The 21,749-nt window shown below is 71.2% G+C and carries 1 protein-coding gene and 2 pseudogenes (1 of these 3 only partly in view); all 3 read left to right on the top strand.

All coding sequences use genetic code 11. From position 1 onward, the window contains the following. Positions 1-2: 2 nt before the first annotated feature. Positions 3-19,922: pseudogene (locus B0F77_RS02210) on the top strand (amino acid adenylation domain-containing protein); the annotation flags it as partial. Beyond that, a pseudogene (locus tag B0F77_RS50815) lies at positions 19,899-21,341 on the top strand (amino acid adenylation domain-containing protein); the annotation flags it as partial. The pseudogenes B0F77_RS02210 and B0F77_RS50815, both read left to right, overlap by 24 nt. Beyond that, positions 21,315-21,749, top strand: partial view of a serine hydrolase domain-containing protein gene (locus B0F77_RS50810; RefSeq protein ID WP_425435606.1) — the beginning only. The gene runs 2,070 nt beyond the window's last position; only the first 435 of its 2,505 coding nucleotides appear in the window; it begins with the start codon at positions 21,315-21,317; its stop codon lies beyond the right edge, outside the window. The pseudogene B0F77_RS50815 and the gene B0F77_RS50810, both read left to right, overlap by 27 nt.

Here is a 21,749-nt window from a genome sequence, read left to right as displayed (position 1 = left end):
ACATGAGCGTGGACGATCAGCTGGGAACCGGCGCGGCCGACCTGCGCGCGGACCTGCTGCGCCGCCGCCTCGCCGGACGCGCGACCGGCCGTCGCACCCGGATCGGCCAGGCCGACCGCTCCCGCCAGCTGGCCCTGTCGTCCGGCCAGCAGCAGATGTGGTTCCTGCAGAGCCTGGAACCCGACAGCGCCGAGTACGTGGTGCCGCTGGTGCTCGCCCTGCGCGGCGAGCTGGACGTGCTCAGGTTGCAGGCGGCCTGGCAGCAGGTGGTGGACCGGCACGAGGTTCTGCGCACCCGCTACGAACTCGCCGGTACCGCGCCGCACCAGGTGATCGACCCGGTCGCTCCGGTCGAGCTGCCGTTGATCGACCTCAGTGGACAGTCCGATGAGGACGTTCGCCGAGCTGTCGAAGCCGAGCTGGCCCAGCCGTTCGACCTGGCCGCGCGCTGGCCGTTCCGCGCCCGGCTGCTGCGCCGGGCCGCTGACGAGCACGTGCTGGTGATCGCCTTCCACCACATCGCCTGCGACGCGTGGTCCATCCGGTTGATCGCCGGCGAGCTGAGCCGCGGTTACCGGGGCGAGTCCGCCACACCGCTCGCGGTGCAGTACGCCGACTTCGCCGCGTGGGAGACCGATCACCTCACCGGCGACACCCTGCGCACCCAGCTCGACTACTGGCGGTCCCAGCTCTCCGGCCTGGAACCGCTGCCGCTCCCGTTGGACCGGCCTCGCCCCGCGGTGCGGGACTGGCGGGGCGACCTCGTTCCGTTGACGCTCTCCGCCGAACTGGCCGACCAGGTCCGCGCGCTGGCCACGGCCACGGGCACCACCACCTACACCGTGCTGCTGGCCGCCTTCCAGGCCCTGCTCGCCCGGCTCACCGGCAGCACCGACATCCCGGTCGGCGTCACGGTGTCCGGCCGCAGCCGCCCGGAGTTGCAGGAGCTGGTCGGGTACGGCATCAACACCCTGGTCGTCCGCGCCGCGTGGACCGGGGACCTCACCTTCCGCGGGCTGCTGGAGCACACCAGGGGCACGCTGCTGAGCGCCTTCGACCACCAGGAGGTGCCGTTCGCGCGCCTGGTGGACGAACTGGCGCCCGAGCGCGACCTGTCCCGCACCCCGCTGTACCAGGTCGACTTCGTGCTGCACGAGGACCGGTCCACCGCGTTCGACCTGCCCGGCCTCGATGTCACCGCCTACTCCGGCAACCGGATCGCCAAGTTCGACCTGTCCCTGGAACTCCAGGAGACCACCGGCGGCGGCCTCACCGGCCAGCTCACCTACGCCACCGCGCTGTTCGACCGCGCGACCGTCGAGCGCACCGCCGGCCATTTCCAGCGTCTGCTGCACGCGGTCACGGCCGACCCGGACCGTCGTCTGTCCGTTGTGGACGTTCTGGCGCCGGCCGAACGTGCGGAACTGCTCGGGTTCAACACCCCGGCCACCCTCGCCGGCGGCTGCGTGCACGAGCTCGTCGAGTCCCACGCCGCCGCCACTCCCGACGCGATCGCCCTGTGGGACAACGGCTCCGAGCTGACCTACGCCGAGCTGAACACCAGGGCCAACCAGCTCGCCCACCACCTGCGCGGACTGGGTGCGGGTCCGGAGGTCCTGGTCGGCGTCAGCCTGGACCGGGGCACGGACCTCGTGGTCGCGCTGCTCGCCGTGCTCAAGTCCGGGGCCGCCTACCTCCCGTTGCCTCCTGGTCTGCCCGCTGCCCGCGTCGCGCACCTGCTCGCCGACAGCGGCACGCAACTGGTCGTCGCCACCGAGGGCGAGTACCCCGGCACCACCGTGGTCGCTCCGACGATCACCGGGCAGCCCACCACCAACCCGCTGCCGTTGGCCGGGCCGGACAACCTGGCCTACGTCATCCACACCTCCGGCTCCACCGGCCTTCCCAAGGGCGTCGCGGTCACGCACGCCGCGGTGACCGGACTGTTCTCCGCCGCCGACGCGCCGTTCCGGTTCACCGCCGAGGACGCCTGGGCGCAGTTCCACGCCTACTCGTTCGACGTCTCCGTCTGGGAGATCTGGGGCGCGCTCACCCACGGCGCCCGGCTGGTGCTCATCCCCGGCGAGGCCGCCCGTTCCCCCGAGGACCTGCTCGATCTGCTGGTGGCGCAACGGGTCACGTTGCTGGAGCAGACGCCGATGGCGTTCCGCGGTCTGGCCCGGCTGGCCGCGGAGGGAGATCCGCGGATCGACCGGCTCAGCCTGCGGGTGATCACCCTGGGCGGCGAGGCCGTGGAGCAGTCCGAACTGCGCCGCTGGACGAGTGGCCGGCCGCTTGACCGCACCGCGCTGTACAACACCTACGGCATCACCGAAACCACGGTGACCACCACGTACCACCGGATCACCGAGGCCGACCTGGACGGCGCGGGCAGCCCGATCGGCCTGCCGTTCCCCGGCATCCCGCTGCATCTGCTGGACGAGCAGGGCGAACTGGTGCCCACCGGCGTGACCGGCGAGATCACCATCGGCGGCTGCCTGGCCCGTGGTTACCTCGGTCAGCCCGCGCTCACCGCCGAACGGTTCGTGCCAGACCCGCACGGCGCACCGGGTTCCCGGCTGTACCGCAGCGGAGACCTGGCCCGCCGCCGGGCCGACGGTTGCGTGGACTTCCTGGGCCGCAAGGACACCCAGGTCAAGATCCGCGGCTACCGGGTCGAGCTGGGCGAGATCCAGGCCCGCCTGGCGGAACGCCCGGAGGTGCGTGAGGCCGTTGTGGTCGTGCGCGCCGAGCAACTGGTGGCGTACGTGGTTCCCACTGGCTCGTTCGACGCCGCGCCGTTGCGCGCGCACCTGGCCGAAGCCCTGCCGGACTACATGGTGCCCGCGGCGATCGTCGCGTTGCCCGCCGTTCCGTTGACCACCAGCGGAAAGCTGGACCAGCGCGCCCTGCCCGCACCGGACCGCACCGCCTTCGCCGCCACCGGCCAGGTCTCCGCCCGCACCGAGACCGAGCAGGTCGTGGTTCGCGCGCTGGCCGAGGTCCTGGACCGGCCCGCCGACGAGATCGGCGTCACCGACGGCTTCTTCGACCTCGGCGGCGACTCGATCCGCGCGGTCGCGTTCACCGCCGCCCTGCGCACCGCCGGGCTGGACCTCGCGGTCCGGGACGTCTTCACCCACCGCACCCTGGCCGACCTGGCCCACCACGCCAGCCCGCTCAGCGTGGAAACCCCTGCTGTGGCGCCGTTCGCCCTGCTGTCCACATCGGACCGCGAGGCGCTGCCGGCGGGTCTGGCCGACGCTTACCCGCTGTCCCAGGTCCAGGCCGGAATGCTGGTCGAGATGCTGGTGGCGGACGAGGGCAACGTCTACCACGACGTCAACTCCTTCCGCGTTCCCGACGACCAGCCGTTCTCCGCCACCGCGCTGCGCGCCGCGGTCGACGACGTCATCGCCCGGCACGAGGCCCTGCGCACGTCGATCGCGCTCACCGGCTACCAGGTCCCGCTCCAGCTGGTGCACGCCACCGCCGAAGCCGAGCTCACGATCCACAGCGGGGCGTTGACCCCGGCCTTCCTGGAGGCCGAGCGGGCCCGCCTGTTCGACCTGGAAACCGCGCCGTTGCTGAGGTTCGCGGTGCACGTGGAGTCGGCCACCGCCTGGCGACTCACCCTCACCCAGAGCCACGCGATCACCGACGGCTGGAGTCTGTCCACGCTGCTGGTGGAGCTTCTTGAGCTGTACCGAACGCATCGCGACGGCCTTCCCGCACCCGAACACACGGCGCCCGAGGTCCGTTACGCCGACTTCATCGCCGCCGAACTGTCTGCCGTGGACAGTGCGGAGCATCGCGAGTTCTGGCAGCGCGTGGTCAGCGACCACACCCCGTTCACCCTGCCCGACGGCTGGGCCGCGCCGGCAGCGGAGGACGTGCGCGTCACGGTCGACATCTCCGACCTGACCGAAGACCTTCGCGCACTGGCCACCGGCACCTCGCTCAAGACCGTGCTGCTGGCCGCCCACCTCAAGGTCCTCAGCCAGCTCAGCACCGATACCACCATCCACAGTGGACTAGTTGTGCACGGCCGGCTTTCCCGCACCGGTGGCGAGCGGGTGCACGGCATGCACCTCAACACCGTGCCGTTCCCCGCCGTGCCCGACGCCCGGGACTTCGCCGAGCTGATCGCGCGCACGCACGCCGTCGAGGCGCAGGTGTGGGCGCACCGCCGGTACCCGCTGCCCGCGATCCAGCGGCTGGCCGGAACCGAGCGGCTGCTCTCCGTGCTGTTCGACTACCAGGACTTCCACCAGGTCGACGGCTCGGTCGACCTGGACGGTTCGGTCGGCGCGGGCGCCAGCGAGTTCACCCTCAAGGCCATCGCCGGTCCGGGACGGATCGTGCTCACCGGCGCGCTCACGCCCGCCGCCGTGGACCGGTTGTCCGCGCTGTACCGCGCCGTGCTCACCGCCATGATCACCGGCGGCGAGGCCACCGGCTCGGTGCTGCCCGAGGGCGAGCACGCGACGCTCGTTGCCGCCGGTCAGGCCGGATCACAGGTCTGGCCGGCCGCCAGCGTGCTCGACATGATCGAGGTGCAGGTCGCGGTCACCCCGGACGCCATCGCGGTGCACGCGGGCGAGTCCACGTTGACCTTCGCCGAACTGGACCGCCAGGCCAACCAGCTGGCGCACCAGCTGCAGTCCCTGGGCGCGGGCCCGGACACCGTGATCGGCGTGTGCCTGAGCCGCGGTCCGTTGCTGCTGCCCGCACTGCTGGGCGTCCTCAAGTCCGGTGCGGCCTACCTGCCGATCGAGGCGGACACCCCGGCCGAGCGGATCGGCTTCCAACTGGCCGACACAGCCGCGCCGATCGTGCTCGCCGAGTCCGCCACCACGTCCGCCGTACCGGCCAGCTACCAGGGCCGGGTGCTGCTGCTCGACTCGACCGACCACTCAGGTCACCCGGAATCCGCGCCGCAGCAGGACATCGACCCGGACACGCTGGCCTACGTCATCTACACCTCGGGTTCCACCGGCCGTCCCAAGGGCGTCATGGTCACCCACCTCGGCCTGGCGAACTACCTGCACTGGACCGTGGAGCAGTACGGCCGCCACGGAGAGAGCGGCTCCCCGCTGTTCTCCGCGATCGCGTTCGACCTGCCCGCCACCAACATCTACGTGCCGCTGGTCACCGGTCAGCCGGTGCACCTGATCACCGCTGAGCCGGCCGAGCTGGGCCAGGCGCTGGCCGAGGCCGGGCCGTTCAGCCTGCTCAAGCTCACCCCTGGGCACCTGGACCTGTTGGCGCACCAGCTCTCCGAGTCGGACAACGCCTCCCTGGCCGCCCGGATCCTGGTCGGTGGCGAGGCCCTGCCCGCCGCGACCGCCGCGTACTGGCTGCGGGTGCTCGGTCCGGACCGGTTGATCAACGAGTACGGCCCCACCGAGGCAACGGTGGCCAACGCCGGGCACCCGATCGCTGCTCTCCCCGCTGATCTCACCCAGCTCGGCGCGCCGATCGCCAACACGTCGATGCACGTGCTGGATCCGTTCCAGCAGCTCGTCGGGCTGGACGTGCCCGGCGAACTGGCCATCGGCGGCGACGGCCTGGCCCGCGGCTACCTGAACCGTCCGGCGCTGACCGCTGAGAAGTTCGTGCCGAATCCGTTCGGTGCGCCGGGTTCCCGGCTCTACCGCACCGGCGACCTGGCCCGCCGGACCGCGGCCGGACCACTGGACTTCCTGGGCCGCAAGGACGACCAGGTCAAGATCCGCGGCTACCGCATCGAACTGGGCGAGATCCAGGCCCGCCTCACCGAACACCCCGGCGTCCGCGAGGCCGTGGTGCTGGTGCGCGGTGAGGCACTGGTCGCCTACCTGGTCGGTCCTGCGATCGAGGTGGACGACGTGCGCGCCCACCTGGCCGCGGTCCTGCCCGCATACATGATCCCGGCCGCCCTGCTGGTGCTGGACCGGATCCCGTTGACCGCCAACGGCAAGGTCGACCACCGTGCCCTGCCCGCCCCGGACCGCGGCGCGCTCACCAGCTCCGCGCAGGTGGCCCCGCGCACCACCGAGGAGACCAGGCTGGCCGAGGTCTGGGCCGAGGTGCTGGGTGTGCCGCGGGTCGGCGTCACCGACAGCTTCTTCGACCTCGGCGGTGACTCGATGCGCGCCCTGCGCCTGGTCGCCGCCATGCGCGCGGCCGGGTTCGGCTACCGCGTCAAGGACCTCTACCAGTGGCGCAGCATCGCCGAGCTGTGCGCGCACCCGGTCACCGAGGACGCTCCCGCCGAGGAGTTCACGCCGGTCGAGCCGTTCGCGCTGATCAACGCCGACGACCGGGCCGCGTTGCCCACCGGTGTCGTGGACGCCTACCCGCTGTCCCAGGTGCAGACCGGCATGCTGGTGGAGACCTTGTCCTCAGTGGACGGTGTTGCCTACCACAACCTGAACTCCTTCCGGATCCCGGACGAGCAGCCGTTCTCGATGCCCGCGCTCTGCCAGGCCGTGGACCTGGTCACCGCGCGGCACGACGTGCTGCGCACGTCCATGCACCTGGACGGCTTCTCCCGGCCGCTGCAGCTGGTCCACGCCCAGGCCCAGATCCCGGTGCTGCTGCACGACCTGCGCGCGCTCAGCCAGGCGGAGAAGCAGCGGGCCGGACGTGAGTTCGCCACCGCTGAACGGGCCCGTGGCTTCGAGCTGACGAGTGCACCGCTGGTGCGCATCGCCGTCCACCTGGAGTCCGACGCGGCCTGGCGGCTCACCTTCACCCACTCGCACGCGGTCACCGAGGGGTGGAGCTACCACACCCTGCTGGTCGAGCTGCTGGACGCCTACCGCTGCTTCCGCGACAACGACCCGTTGCCAGAGCACACCGCGCCCACCGCTCGTTACGCCGACTTCATCGCCGCCGAGCTGTCCGCTGTGGACAGTGCGGACGAGCGGGAGTTCTGGCAGGGCCTGGTCACCGGGCACGCCCCGCTCACCCTCCCGGCCTCCTGGGGCGCGAAGGGCCAGGCCGAACGGCACGTGGTCCGGGTGCCGTTCGCCGACCTGGAGCCGGGGCTGCGCCGGGTGGCGACCACCGCGGGCACGTCGTTCAAGAGCGTGCTGCTGGCCGCCCACCTCAAGGTGATGTCCGCGCTCAGCAACGAAGAGGCGTTCCACAGCGGACTCGTCTGCCACGGCCGCCTGGACGTGCCCGGCGGAGACCGCGTGCTGGGCATGCACCTCAACAGCCTGCCGCTGCCGCACACCCGCGGCGCGGACACCTGGGCCGAGCTGGCCCGCCAGGCGTTCGCCGCCGAGCAGGAGATCTGGGCACACCGGCGTTACCCGTTGCCGGAGATCCAGCGCGTCGCGGGCGGCGACCGGCTGCTCACCGTTCTGTTCAGCTACCTGGACTTCCACCAGGTCGACGGCGAGGTCGTCGACCTGACCGCCGACGCCGGCACGGACCTGGGCGCGGACCTGACCGCGGCGGTGAACGAGTTCGCGCTCAACGTCATCGCGGTCGGCGGCAACCTGGAACTGGCCTCGTACACCAGCGCGATCAGTCGCCGCAACGCATCCCGGCTGGCCGGGATGTACCGGTTCGTGCTGGAGGCGATGGCCGCGGACCCGCGCGGTGACGCCACCGGTGCCCCGCTGCCGCAGGAGGAACGTGCCCGGCTGCTGATCCGCTGGAACGCCACGGATCGCGAGTTCACCGGCACGCACACCGTGCTGGACCTGATCGAGGCGCAGGTCGCCGCCGAGCCGGACGCGGTCGCCGTTCGGTTCGGTGCCGCAACGCTTTCCTATGCCGAACTGGACCGGCGCGCCAACCGGATCGCCCACCACCTGCTTTCCCTCGGCGCGGGACCGGACGTGCTCGTCGGCGTGTGTCTGGACCGCGGACTCGACCTCGTGGCCGCACTTCTCGGCGTCTGGAAGGCCGGCGCGGCCTATGTGCCGCTCGACCCGTCCGCCCCGGCCGAACGCCTGGCGTTGTCGCTGGCCGACGGTGGCGCGGCGGTGCTGCTCACCGAGTCCCGCCACCTCTCCCGGTCCGCGTCCTTCAAGGGCACCAGGGTGCTGCTGGACCAGACCGATCTCGACCACCCGGACACCACGCCCTCGCGAGCCACCGACCCGGCTCACCTGGCCTACGTCATCTACACCTCCGGCTCCACCGGCCGCCCCAAGGGCGTGATGATCAGCCACCAGGGCCTGGCCAACCACCTGCGCTGGGCCGCGGAGGACCTGGTGCGTTCGGAGGGTGGCGCACCGCTGTTCTCCTCGATCGCGTTCGACCTGCCCGCCACCAACCTGTTCGTGCCGCTGATGACCGGCCGCACCACCGAGTTGTTGCCGGAGGACCTGGACCTCACCGAACTGGGCGCGCGGCTGCTGGCCGGGGCGCCGTACAGCTTCATCAAGCTCACCCCCGGACACCTGGACCTGTTGACCCACCAGCTTTCCGACGAGCAGGCCCGCGCGTTGGCCGGGATCGTGCTGGTGGCGGGTGAAGCTCTGCCGCCGGCTACCGCCAACCACTGGCTGGCGCTGCTCGGCCGGGACCGGTTGATCAACGAGTACGGCCCGACCGAGACGTCCATCGGCGCCACCATCCACCCCGTCGGCGAACCGCACGACGGCGTCGTGCCGCTGGGCCGGCCGTTGCCGAACACCACCGCGCACGTGCTGGACCACACCGGTGAGCCGGTGGCGCTCGGCGTGCCGGGCGAACTGCACCTCGGCGGACTGGGCCTCGCCCGCGGTTACCTCGGGCAGCCGGCGTTGACCGCGGAGAAGTTCACGCCGAACCCGCACGGGCCGGCCGGCACTCGCCTGTACCGCAGCGGTGACGCCACCCGCCGCCGTCCGGACGGCGCGCTGGAGTTCCTGGGCCGCATCGACACCCAGGTCAAGATCCGCGGCTACCGGATCGAGCTGGGCGAGATCCAGGCCCGCCTCACCGAACACCCCGCGGTCGGTGAAGCCGTGGTCACCACCTACGAGTCCGAGCACGGCCGCCAGCTGGTGGCGTACCTGGTCGCCGAGTCCGCGCCGTCCCTCGAGGAGCTGCGCGAGCACCTGGGGGCGACGCTGCCGGACTACATGGTGCCCAGCGCGTTCACGACCATCGAGCGAATTCCGTTGACCGCCAACGGCAAGCTCGACCAGCGCGCCCTGCCGGCACCGGACCGCACCGCGCTGACCACCGCCGCGCACATCGCCCCGCGCACCGCGACCGAGCGGGAGATGGCCCGGATCTGGGCGAACGTGCTCGGCCAGGACGCCGACCAGGTCAGTGTCGCGCACAACTTCTTCGACATGGGTGGCGACTCGATCCGCGCGGTCCGCCTGATCGGTGCCTTCCGCAGCGCCGGGTTCGACCTGGGCATCCAGGACGTCTTCCGGTTCCGGACGCTGGCCGAGCTCGCGGATCTGGTGGCGGAGCAGGAGGAGCCCGCGGCTTCGGCGACCGCCGTCGAACCGTTCGCACTGCTGTCCACTGTGGATCGCTCAGCGCTGCCCGACGGGGTCGTGGACGCGTACCCGCTGTCGCAGGTGCAGACCGGCATGGTGGTGGAGATGCTCGCTTCGGCGGCCTACCACAACGTCGGTTCGTTCCGGATCCCCGACGAGCAGCCGTTCTCGTTGCCCGCGCTGCGCCAGGCTCTGGACCTGGTGACCGCGCGCCACGACGTGTTGCGCACGTCGTTGCACCTGGACGGCTTCTCCCAGCCGGTCCAGCTGGTGCACGCGCACGCCGAGATCCCGGTGTCCGTGCACGACCTGCGCGGGTTGGCCGAGAGCGCCCAGCGCGCGGCCGGGATGGCGTTCCTCACCGAGGAGAGCGCCACCCTGTTCGACCTGTCCGCCGCCCCGCTGCTGCGGATCGCGGTGCATCTGGAGTCCGACAGCGCCTGGCGCATCACCTTCACCCAGAGTCACGCCATCACCGACGGCTGGAGCCTGAACACCCTGCTCATGGAGCTGCTCGGGGCCTACCGGACGTTCCGTGACGGGCAGCCGGTTCCCGCCTGGCAGCCGGCTTCGGTGCGGTACGCGGACTTCGTGGCCGCCGAGCTGGACTCACTGGCCGACAAGGAAGACGAGGCCTTCTGGACCAGCGTGGTCGACAGCCACGAGCCGGTCACCCTGCCCGCGCAGTGGGGAGCCGCCGGTCCGCGCACGCCGCACCGGGTCCAGGTGCCGTTGCGCGAGCTGGCCCCTGACCTGCGTTCCCTTGCCTCTCTTTCGGGCACGGCGTTGAAGAGCGTGTTGCTGGCCGCGCATCTGAAGGTGCTCAGCCTGCTCACGACCGAGCCGTCCTTCCACAGTGGACTGGTGGTGCACGGCCGCCTGGAAGCCTCGGGGGGCGAGCAAGTTCTCGGCATGCACCTGAACACCGTGCCGCTCCCGTATCACCGGAGCGCTCGCACGTGGGCGGAGCTGGTGTCCCAGGTCCTGGAAGCGGAGACCGAGGTCTGGACGCACCGCCGTTACCCGCTGCCCGCGATCCAGCGGCTTGCCGGGACGGACCGGCTCGTCTCGATGTTGTTCGAGTACCTGGACTTCCACCAGGTCGACGACTCGGTGGACGGCGAGGCCGACCCCGGTCTGGACACCGGTGCCGCCGCGGTGAACGAGTTCGCGCTCAACGTGATCGCGGGCCCGGACGGCTTCGAACTGTCCACCTTCACCGACGTGATCTCGCCGGAACGCCTTGCCGCACTCGGCTCGCTCTACACCGCGGTGCTCACCGCGATGGCCGCCGACCCGCACGGTCCGGCCGAGGCCCTGCCCGCCGGCGAACTGGACCGTCAGCTCACCCTGGCCGCCGGACCCGAGATCGCCTGGCCGGCGGACCTCACGCTGGATCTGGTCGAGGACCAGGCGCGGCTGACGCCGAACGCCGTCGCGGTGGTGGCGGGCTCCGACGGGTTGAGTTACGCCGAACTCGACCGGCGGGCCAACCGCATCGCGCACCACCTGCTCTCCCTTGGTGCGGGCGCGGAAACGTTGGTCGCGGTCAACCTGCCCAGGACGCTCGACCTGCTGCCCGCCATGCTCGCGGTGTGGAAGGCGGGCGCGGCCTACCTGCCGTTGGATCCCGGTACGCCGGAGGCCCGGCTGCGCGACATCGTCGAGGACGCCCAGGCCTCCATCGTGATCACCGAGTCCTGGCTGTCCGGCCTCGGTGATCACCCGGACACCGCGCCCGCGCGTGTTCAGGACCCGGATGCGCTGGCCTACGTGCTGCACACCTCCGGTTCCACCGGCCGCCCCAAGGGCGTGATGATCAGCCACGGCGCGCTGCGGAACCTGTTGGGCGCCTTCCGTGATCGGCTCGCCCCCGCCGGGGTGTGGCTGGCCGCGACGTCGATCTCGTTCGACATCTCCGGCCTGGAGTTGTTCCTGCCGCTGCTCACCGGCGGTCGCGTGGTGCTGGCCGCCGACGGCCAGGCCAAGGACCCGGCCGCGCTGCTCGCGTTGATCACCGAGCACGGCGTGGACCACGTGCAGGCCACCCCCTCCGGCTGGCGGCTGCTGCTGGCCGCCGACGCCGACCTGCCCGGGGTGACCGCGCTGATCGGTGGCGAGGCGGTACCGGTGGAGCTGGCTCAGCGCCTGCGACCTCTCGTTCGCGAGCTGGTCAACGTCTACGGTCCGACCGAAACCACCATCTGGTCCACCAGTTACGACATCCCGGCCGACCCGGCACACATGTCGTTGGGTGCGCCGCTGGTCAACACCCAGGTGCACGTGCTCGACCCGTCCGGCGCGTTGCTGCCTGCCGGGCTGGCCGGCGAGCTGTGCCTGGGCGGCGCGGGTCTGGCCCGCGGTTACCTGAACCGGCCCGCGCTCACCGCCGAACGCTTCGTGCCGGACCCGTTGGGACAGCCCGGTTCCCGCCTCTACCGCACCGGCGACCTGGTGCGCCGCGAGGTGGACGGCACGCTGGAGTTCCTGGGACGGATGGACAACCAGGTCAAGATCCGCGGCCACCGCATCGAGCCGGCCGAGATCGAGGCCCGCCTGCTGGCCCACCCGTCGGTCGCCGAGGCGGTCGTGATCGCCCGCGGCACCGAGCAACTCGTCGCGTACGTCACCGGCTCCGGCGAAACCCCGGCCGTGCTGCGAGCACACCTGGCCGAGACGTTGCCCGAGTACATGATTCCGGCCGCGTTCGTGCGACTGGACCGGCTCCCGTTGAACACCAGCGGCAAGCTGGACCGCCGTGCCCTGCCCGACCCGGAACGCGCCACCGGCGGGCTGGCTCCGCGCAACCCGGTGGAGGCCCGGATCGCCGCGATCTGGGCCGAGGTGCTGGACGTGGCATCGGTCGGGGTCGAGGACAGCTTCTTCGAGCTGGGCGGCGACTCCATGCGCGCGGTCCGGCTGTCCGCCGCTTTGCGAGCCGCCGGGTTCCCGCTGGGCATTCGCGAGGTGTTCGAGCACCGCACGATCGCTGCGTTGGCCACCGCGACCGGTACCGCGACCGCCGATCCGGTGGAGCCGTTCGCTCTGCTGTCCCCAGTGGACCGTGCTGACTTGCCCGCCGACGTGGTGGACGCCTACCCGTTGTCACAGGTGCAGACCGGCATGCTGGTCGAGATGCTCTCGGCCGAGCAGCCGCTGTACCACAACGTCAACTCGTTCCGGCTGACCGACGACCAGCCGTTCGACGAGGCGGCTTTCCGCGCCGCGGTGGCGGTGCTGAGCGAGCGGCACGAGATCCTGCGCAGCTCGCTGCACCTCGACGGCTTCTCCCAGCCGCTCCAGCTGGTGCACGCACACGCCGAGATCCCGGTCGTGGTGCACGACGTCCGCGACCACTCGCCCGCGCGGCTGCGCGAACTCGGTGAGGCCTACTTCGCCGCCGAGCGTGCCGGGCTGTTCGAGCTGTCCGCCGCGCCGTTGCTGCGGATCGCGGTGCACCTGGAGTCCGGCAACGCCTGGCGCCTCACTCTCACCCAGCCGCACGCGATCACCGACGGCTGGAGCCTGAACACGCTGGTCATGGAACTGGTCACCGCCTATCGCGGTGGCACGCTGACCCCGATCCCGGTGCGTTACGCCGACTTCGTGGCCGCCGAGTTGTCTTCTGTGGACAGTTCGGAGGACCAGGAGTTCTGGCAGTCTGTGGTGGACGAGCACAGCCCGCTCCGCCTGCCCGACGCGTGGGCCGGTGGCGACGGGGTGATCGCCCGCGCCGGCTACGCCGACCTGGACGAGCCGCTGCGTGCTCTGGCCGGCGTGGCCAAGACGTCGGTGAAGAGCGTGCTGCTGGCCGCGCACCTGAAGGTGTTCAGCCTGCTCACGTCCGAGTCGTCGTTCCACAGTGGACTTGTATTGCACGGCCGCCTGGAAGCCTCTGGCGGCGATCGGGTGCTGGGCATGCATCTCAACACCGTGCCGATGCCGCACCGGCGCACCGCGCGCAGCTGGCTGGAACTGGTGGAGCAGACGTTCGCCACCGAACTCGACCTGTGGGCGCACCGCCGTTACCCGCTGCCCGCGATCCAGCGCGCCGCGGGCACACCCGGCCTGCTCCAGGTGATGTTCGACTACCAGGACTTCCACCAGCTCGACCGGGACGCTGTCGACGCGGGCGCCACGCTCAGCGACGGCCGCACCGAGTTCGGTCTGCACGTCAACGTTTCCGGCGGCGTGATCACTCTGAACGCGGCGCCTGGCGTGCTGGACCAGGAGCACGCCGACCGGCTGGCCACGTTGTACCGGCACGTGCTGGAGGTGATGGCCGCCGACCCGCTGGGCGACCCGACCGCGTCCGTGCTGCCGACTTCCGAACTGGAGTTGCTGGCCGAACCCGCCCCGGTCGAGGTGCCGGTCCCGCTGCGGCTGCACGAGCTGTTCCAGCAGCAGGTCCAGTCCACCCCGGACGCGACCGCGGTGGTGTTCGGCGAGCACCGGCTCAGCTATGCCGAGCTCGACGCGGAGGCCAACCGGATCGCTCACCACCTGCGTTCGCTGGGTGCCGGACCGGAAACGCTGGTCGGCGTGTGCCTGGACCGCGGGTCTGAGCTGGTGCCCGCGATCCTGGGTGTGCTCAAGTCCGGCGCGGCGTACGTGCCGCTGGAACCGGCCAACCCGGCCGAGCGCCTGGCACAGATCCTCACCGGCACTGGCACTCCGATCGTGCTCACGACCACGGCACACGTCTCGATGCTGCGCACGATCCACAGTGGACACCTGGTGGAGTTGGACGCGGAACTGGCAGAACGTTCGGACGACGTTGAACCGCTGGGCAGCGTGGACGACCTGATGTACGTCATCCACACGTCCGGCTCCACCGGCCGTCCCAAGGGCGTCGCGCTCACCCACGCGAACGTGACGCGCCTGTTCACCGGCACCGACAGCCTCTTCGACTTCGGGCCGGACGAGGTGTGGACGATGTTCCACTCCTACGCCTTCGACGTCTCGGTGTGGGAGATGTGGGGCGCGCTGCTGCGTGGCGGCACGCTCGTCGTCGTTCCGGCCGAGCTGACCCGTTCACCCGCCGACTTCCTGGACCTGTTGGTGCGGCACCAGGTGACCGTGCTCTGCCAGACCCCGTCCGCGTTCCGCACGCTGGTCAGCCTGGCCGCTGACGAGGACCCGAGGGTGGTTGAACTCGCGCTGCGCTCGGTGATCCTCGCCGGCGAACGTCTGGACGTGGCCGAGCTGGCGGCGTGGACCGACCGCTTCGGCCTGCGCCCGGAGCTGGTGAACATGTACGGCCCCACCGAAACCGTGCACGCGACCCACCACCGTCTCGTTGCGGCCGATCTGGACCGGACGACGAGCCCGATCGGCCGTGCGCTGCCGGACCTGACCCTGCGACTGCTCGACCCGCACGGCAACCCCGTCCCGCTGGGCGTGCCCGGCGAGGTGTACCTGGGCGGGGCGAGCGTGGCCCGCGGTTACCTGGGCAGGCCGGAGCTGACCGCGGAAAGGTTCCTGCCGTCGGCGGGCGGTGCCCGGCACTACCGCACCGGTGACCTGGCCGTGCGGCGGCCGGACGGGATCGTGGAGTTCCTGGGCCGCATCGACACCCAGGTCAAGATCCGCGGTTACCGGGTGGAACCCGCCGAGGTGCAGGCCGTGCTAGCCGAGCACCCCGCGGTCCGCGAGGCCGTGGTGCTGGCCCACCCCGGCGCGGACGGCGTGCTCACCCTGGTCGCGTACGTGGTGCCCGCCGAGGACATCGACCTCGCCGAGCTGCGCGCGCACCTGGCCACCCGGCTGCCCGAGTACCTGGTCCCGGCCGCGTTCGTGCACCTGGACCGCATTCCGTTGACCACCAACGGCAAGCTCGACCACCGCGCCCTGCCCGCCCCGGACCGCGCCGCCTTCGCCGGTGGTGCCGGGATCGCGCCGCGCACTCCGGTGGAAGCACGGATGGCCGCGGTCTGGACCGAGGTCCTGGGCCTGTCCGAGGTCGGGGTCGAGGACAGCTTCTTCGACCTCGGCGGCGACTCCATGCGCGCGGTCCGCCTGGCCGGCGCCCTGCGCGCGGCCGGGTTCGCGCTGAGCATCCGCGACATCTTCGCCCACCGCACCATCGCCGCCCTGTGCGCGCTCACGCCTGTTGCCTCTGCCGAGCACGCGCCGATCGCACCCTTCGCGTTGGTCGCGGACCGGTCGAGCCTGCCGGACGACGTCGTGGACGCCTACCCGTTGTCCCAGGTGCAGGCGGGCATGCTCGCCGAGCAGCTGTCGTCCGGCGGCGAACACGCCTACCACATGGTCGGCTCGTTCCGGATCCCCGACGCGAAGCCGTTCCACGCTCAGGCCTTCCGCACCGCGTTGGACGAAGTGACGGCCAGGCACGAAATCCTGCGCACGTCGATCCGCCTCACCGGCGAACCGCTCCAGCTGGTGCACGCCTCCGCTCAGATCCCGTTCACCGTGCACGACCTTCGTGCCCTGGACGCCGAAGCGCAGCAGGAGGCCGGCCGCAGGTTCCTGATGGTTGAACGGGCTGCGCTGTTCGACCTGGCCACCGCACCACTGCTGCGGATCGCGGTGCACCTGGAGTCGGACTCAGCCTGGCGACTCACCTGCACGCAGAGCCACGTGATCACCGACGGCTGGAGCCTGAACACCCTGCTGATGGAGGTCCTGGACCGCTACCGCGCCCACCGCGACGGCACCCCGGCCCCGGTTCTTCCGGCTCCGTCGGTGCGCTACGCCGACTTCGTGGCCGCCGAGCTGTCTTCTTTGGACAGTCGTGAGGACCGCGAGTTCTGGCAGCGAGTGGTCGGCACGCACCTCCCGTTCGTGCCGCCGAACTGGGGCACTCCCTCGGTCCGGGAGCGGCACCACCTCGTGGTTCCCTTCCCGGATCTGGCTCCGCAGCTCCGCGCGCTGGCCGCCGCAGCCGAGGCTCCGATCAAGAGCGTGCTGCTCGCCGCGCACCAGACCGTGCTCGGCGCGCTCACCCCGGAAACGTCCTTCCACAGTGGACTCGTCCTGCACGGCCGCCTCGAAGCCGCCGGCGGTGACCGGGTGCTGGGCATGCACCTCAACACCGTGCCGTTCCCGCACACCAGGGCCACCGGCAGCTGGGCCGAGCTGGTCCGCCAGGTGGCGGCCACCGAAACCGAACTGTGGGGCCACCGCCGCTTCCCGCTGCCGGAGATCCAGCGCGAGGCCGGCGGCGAACGGCTGATCCAGGTGATGTTCGACTACCAGGACTTCCACCAGGTCGACGACTCGGTGGACACCGCGGCCGGCGTCGGTGCCGGCGCGGACGAGTTCGCGTTCAACGTCACCGCCACACCTGGCCACCTGAGCATCGGAACCTTCACCGACGTGCTGTCCCGCGAGGCCAGCCCGCGGCTGATCGGGCTGTACCGCGCTGTGCTGACCGCGATGGCGGCCGACCCGCACGGTGACGCGACGGTGATCCCGCTGGCCGAGGGTGAGAAGTCCGCGCACCTGGCCAACGGGATCGGTACTGATCAGCCGGCCGCACCTGCCACCGTGCTCGATCTGATCGAGGCTGCGATCGCGTCCACCCCGGACGCGCCCGCCGTGTTCTCCGGCGAGGTCACGCTGACCTTCCGCGAGCTCGACGAGCAGGCGAACCACCTCGCCCACCACCTGCGTTCCCTGGGCGCGGGCCCGGACGTCCCGGTCGGCCTGCTGCTGGACCGCGGCCCGGCACTGGTCCCGGCGCTGCTCGGCATCCTCCGTTCCGGGGCGGCTTACCTGCCGCTCGACCCGTCCGCGCCCGCCGAACGCCGCGCCTACCAACTGGCCGACGCTGCCGCCCCGATCCTGGTCACGGACACCGAACAGCCGGGCTTCTCCGGCGCGGTGGTGAACCCGGCCTCTATCCCGGCGCACTCGGCAACCGCACCAGAGGTCTCACTCGACCCGGCCAACCTGGTCTACGTCATCTACACCTCCGGCTCCACCGGCCGTCCCAAGGGCGTCCAGGTCCAGCACGACGGCCTGGTCAACTACCTGCGCTGGGCCGCCGGCGTCTACACCACCCGCGCCACCGGTGGTGCGCCGCTGTTCTCCTCCCTCGCGTTCGACCTGCCCATCACCAACCTGCTGCTCCCCCTGATCACCGGCCAGCCGGTGCACCTGATCGACGCGAGCCCTGCCGACCTCGGCCAGGAACTGGTGGCCGCAGGACCGTTCAGCTTCATCAAGCTGACCCCGGCACACCTGGACCTGCTCACCCACCAGTTGTCCGACACCGAAATCACCGAGCTGGCCGGGACCTACGTGGTCGGCGGCGAGGCATTGCCGCCCGCCACCGCCGCGCGCTGGCTGGGCATCCTCGGGCCGGACCGGCTGATCAACGAGTTCGGTCCCACCGAGGCCACCATCGCCAACGTGATCCACCCGATCACGGACACCCACGACGGCACGGTGCCCATCGGGCGACCGATCCCGAACACCTCGGCGCAGGTCACCGCCGTCACCGGCGACCTGGTTCCGTTGGGGGCCTTGGGTGAGTTGCAGATCGGTGGCGTCGGCGTGGCCCGGGGTTACCTCAACCAGCCCGCGCTCACGGCCGAGCGGCTCGTACCCGACCCGCACCGGCCGGGGGCACGGCGTTACCGCACCGGTGACCTCGCGAGGCGGGAGGTCGACGGAGTGCTGGACTTCCTGGGCCGCATCGACTCCCAGGTCAAGATCCGCGGCTACCGGGTCGAACTTGGCGAGGTGCAGACCGCACTGGCCGCACTCACCAGGGAAGCCTTCGTACGCGCGGTCGACGGCGCACTCGTCGCCTACGTGGTCACCGACGAGCAAAAAGACCTGCGCGCCGAACTCGCCAAGTCGTTGCCGGACTACATGATCCCGGCCGCGATCGTGCCGCTGACCGAACTGCCTTTGACCCCCAACGGAAAGGTCGACCAACGCGCACTGCCGGCACCCGACGTCCGGATCGCCGGTCGGATCACCCCGCGCAACCCGTTGGAGCAGCGGATCGCCGCGATCTGGGCCGAGGTGCTCGGGTACGCCGAGGTCGGGGTGCTGGACAACTTCTTCGCCCTGGGCGGGGACTCCATCCGCGCGCTGCGGTTGTCGGCTGCACTGAAGGACAACGGGATCGACCTCGGGCTGCGCGAGATCTATCGCGAGCCCACGGTGGCCGGGCTGGCCGAACTGGCTGCCGGGGCCGAGCAGGCGGAGGTCTGGACCCCGACCAGGCCGTTCGCGTTGATCAGCGCCGAGGACCGGGCCGCGTTGCCAGCCGGCATCACCGACGCCTACCCGATCTCGCAGGTGCAGACCGGCATGCTGGTCGAGGTGCTGGCCGGCGGCGGGCGCAACAGCTACCACAACGTCGGTTCGTTCCGCGTGCCCGACCAGACGCCGTTCGACGCGCCGAGGTTCCAGGCCGCGGTGGACTCGGTGCTGGCGCGGCACGACATCCTGCGCACCAGCTTCCACCTGGCCGGGTACTCGCAGCCGCTGCAGCTGGTGCACGCGACCGTGAACGTCCCGGTCACCGTGCACGACCTGCGCGGGCAGGAAACCCAAGGGCAGGCCGAGGAGTTCCTGGCCGCGGAGAACGCGCGGCCGTTCGAGCTGACCGCTGCGCCGTTGCTGCGGATCGCGGTGCACCTCGAGTCCGACGACGCCTGGCGGCTCACCTTCACCCACTGCCACGCGATCACCGACGGTTGGACGCTGCACACCCTGCTCGGCGAGCTGCTGGACGCCTACCACCAGCGTCCGGCTCCCGCGGCTCCCGAGGTTCGGTACGCGGACTTCGTGGCCGCCGAGCTGGCCTGCCTGGACCGCAAGGAGGACCAGGCGTTCTGGCAGGACATCACCGACGCGCACGCCCCGTTCACCCTGCCCGCCGCCTGGGCCGACCCGAGCGGCAGCCACCTGGACACCTACACCGCCAGGGTCTCGTTCGCCGATCTGGGAGCCGACCTGCGCGACCTGGCTCGCACGGCACGGACGTCACTGAAGTCCGTGCTGCTGGCCGCACACCTGCACGTGCTCAGCACGATCACGCCGGAACTGAAGTTCCACAGTGGACTCGTGCTGCACGGCCGACTCGAAGCCGCCGGCGGTGACCGGGTGCTGGGCATGCACCTCAACACCCTGCCGCTGCCGCACGATCGCACGGCCCGCAGCTGGCTCGACCTCGTCCGCCAGGCACACGCGGCCGAGGCGGAGATCTGGGGTCACCGCCGCTACCCGATGCCCGCCATCCAGCGCGCGGCCGAGGCCGAGCGGTTGATCACGGTGTTGTTCGACTACCTGGACTTCCACCTGGTGGGCGAATCCACAGTGGACAGCGGCGCCGGACTCGGCTCCGGCGTGAACGACTTCGCGCTCAACGTGCTGGCCACCGGCACCGGCCTCGCCCTGGTCACCTCGACCGAGGTGCTCAGCCGCGCGGCCGCGGACCAACTCGCCGCCCTTTACCGGGACACGCTCGCTGCCATGGCCGCTGACCCGCACGCCCCCGTGCGGACCTGGGCCGACACCGAAACAGCCGACGCGGTGGACGTTCCCACCAGCACGCTGGAGTTGTTCGAGGCCCAGGCCGCGGCCACCCCGAACGCGGAAGCGGTGCGCACCCACGAGGGCACGCTGACCTACCGCGAACTCGACGAGCGCGCCAACCAGGTCGGCCACCACCTCCAGACCCAGGGCGTCACCGAGGAATCGATCGTGGGTGTGGCCCTGGCGCGAGGCCTGGACCTGTTGCCCGCACTGCTCGGCGTGTGGAAGGCGGGTGCGGCCTACCTGCCGCTCGACCCGTCGCTGCCCGCCGACCGCCGCGAGCACATGATCCGCGACGCCGGCGCCGAGGTGGTGCTCACCACGGCCGACTTCGCTGACCAAGACGAACACCGTCCCCAGCGGAACACCGATCCGGACCAGCTGGCCTACGTCATCTACACCTCCGGTTCCACTGGCCTGCCCAAGGGCGTCATGGCGACGCACCGCGGCCTCGCCAACTACCTGCGGTGGACGGTCGACGCCTACGCCGCGCACGGCGAGGGCGGTTCCGCGGTGTTCTCCCCCATCTCCTTCGACCTGGGCATCCCGAACCTGTTCACCCCGCTCATCTCCGGTCAGGCAACGCATCTGCTGGCCCCTGACCTCGACACCGCCGACCTGGGTGCCGAACTCGCCGCCGGAGGCCGGTACGCCTTCGTCAAGCTGACCCCGGCCCACCTCGACCTGCTCACCCACCAGCTCACCCCGCAGCAGGCGCACGACCTGGCCGGACTGGTGATCGCCGCGGGTGACGAGTTCCCGGTGAGCCTGGTCCGCCGCTGGCGTGAGCTGGCGGGCGACGGAACCGCGCTGGCCACCGAGTACGGCCCGACGGAGATCACCATCGGCAACTCCGGTCAGCTGGTCACCGACCTGCCGGCCACGGATCTGTTGCCCCTGGGCGCTTCCATCCCGAACACGGCCATGCACGTCTTCGGCCCGACCGGCGAGCTCGTCCCGGCCGGTGTACCGGGCGAGGTGTTCATCTCCGGCACCGGCCTGGCCCGCGGCTATCTCGGCCAGCCCGCGCTGACCGCCGAGAAGTTCCTGCCGAACCCCTGCGGCGCACCGGGTTCCCGCATCTACCGCACCGGCGACCTCGGCCGCCGCCTGCTCGACGGCAGCCTGGACTTCCTGGGCCGCGCCGACCACCAGGTCAAGATCCGCGGCCACCGCGTCGAACTGGGTGAGATCCAGTCCCGTCTGCTCGCCCATCCGGTGATCAGCGAGGCCGTGGTCCTGGCCAGGGACACCACGCTGGTCGCGTACCTGGTCGGCGAAGCGGTGCCGACGGAGGAGTTGCGTGCCCACCTGGCAGAAACCCTGCCGGAGTACATGATCCCGGCCGCGTTCGTGCCGATCGAGCGGATCCCGCTGACCCGCAACGGAAAGCTGGACCGCCGCGCCCTGCCGGCCCCGGACCGCGCCGCCTACGCGAGCGTGCCCGGTGTCCAGCCGCGCACCCCGGCCGAGCACCGGCTGGCCGCGATCTGGAGCGAACTGCTGCAGGTCAACGAGATCAGCGCGAGCGACAACTTCTTCGCGCTGGGCGGTGACTCCATCCGCGCCGCCCGCCTGCTGGCCACCGCTCAGCAGGCCGGTCTGCCGATGGCGATGTGGATGATCTACCAGGCCACCGACCTGGCGGAACTCGCCGCTTTGGCCGCACCGAGGACCACCGCGACGGAGATGCCGCTCACCACGGACCAACTCCGCCAGCTGGCCGAGGGGCACCAGGTCCGCAGCACCAGGCTCGCGTTGTCCGGCCAACCGGATCCAGAGCTGCTG

Origin of the sequence: Lentzea kentuckyensis (genome assembly GCF_002150765.1) — a bacterium.
Taxonomy (GTDB): Bacteria; Actinomycetota; Actinomycetes; order Mycobacteriales; family Pseudonocardiaceae; genus Lentzea; species Lentzea kentuckyensis.
This window is presented reverse-complemented; position numbering and strand designations above follow the sequence as displayed.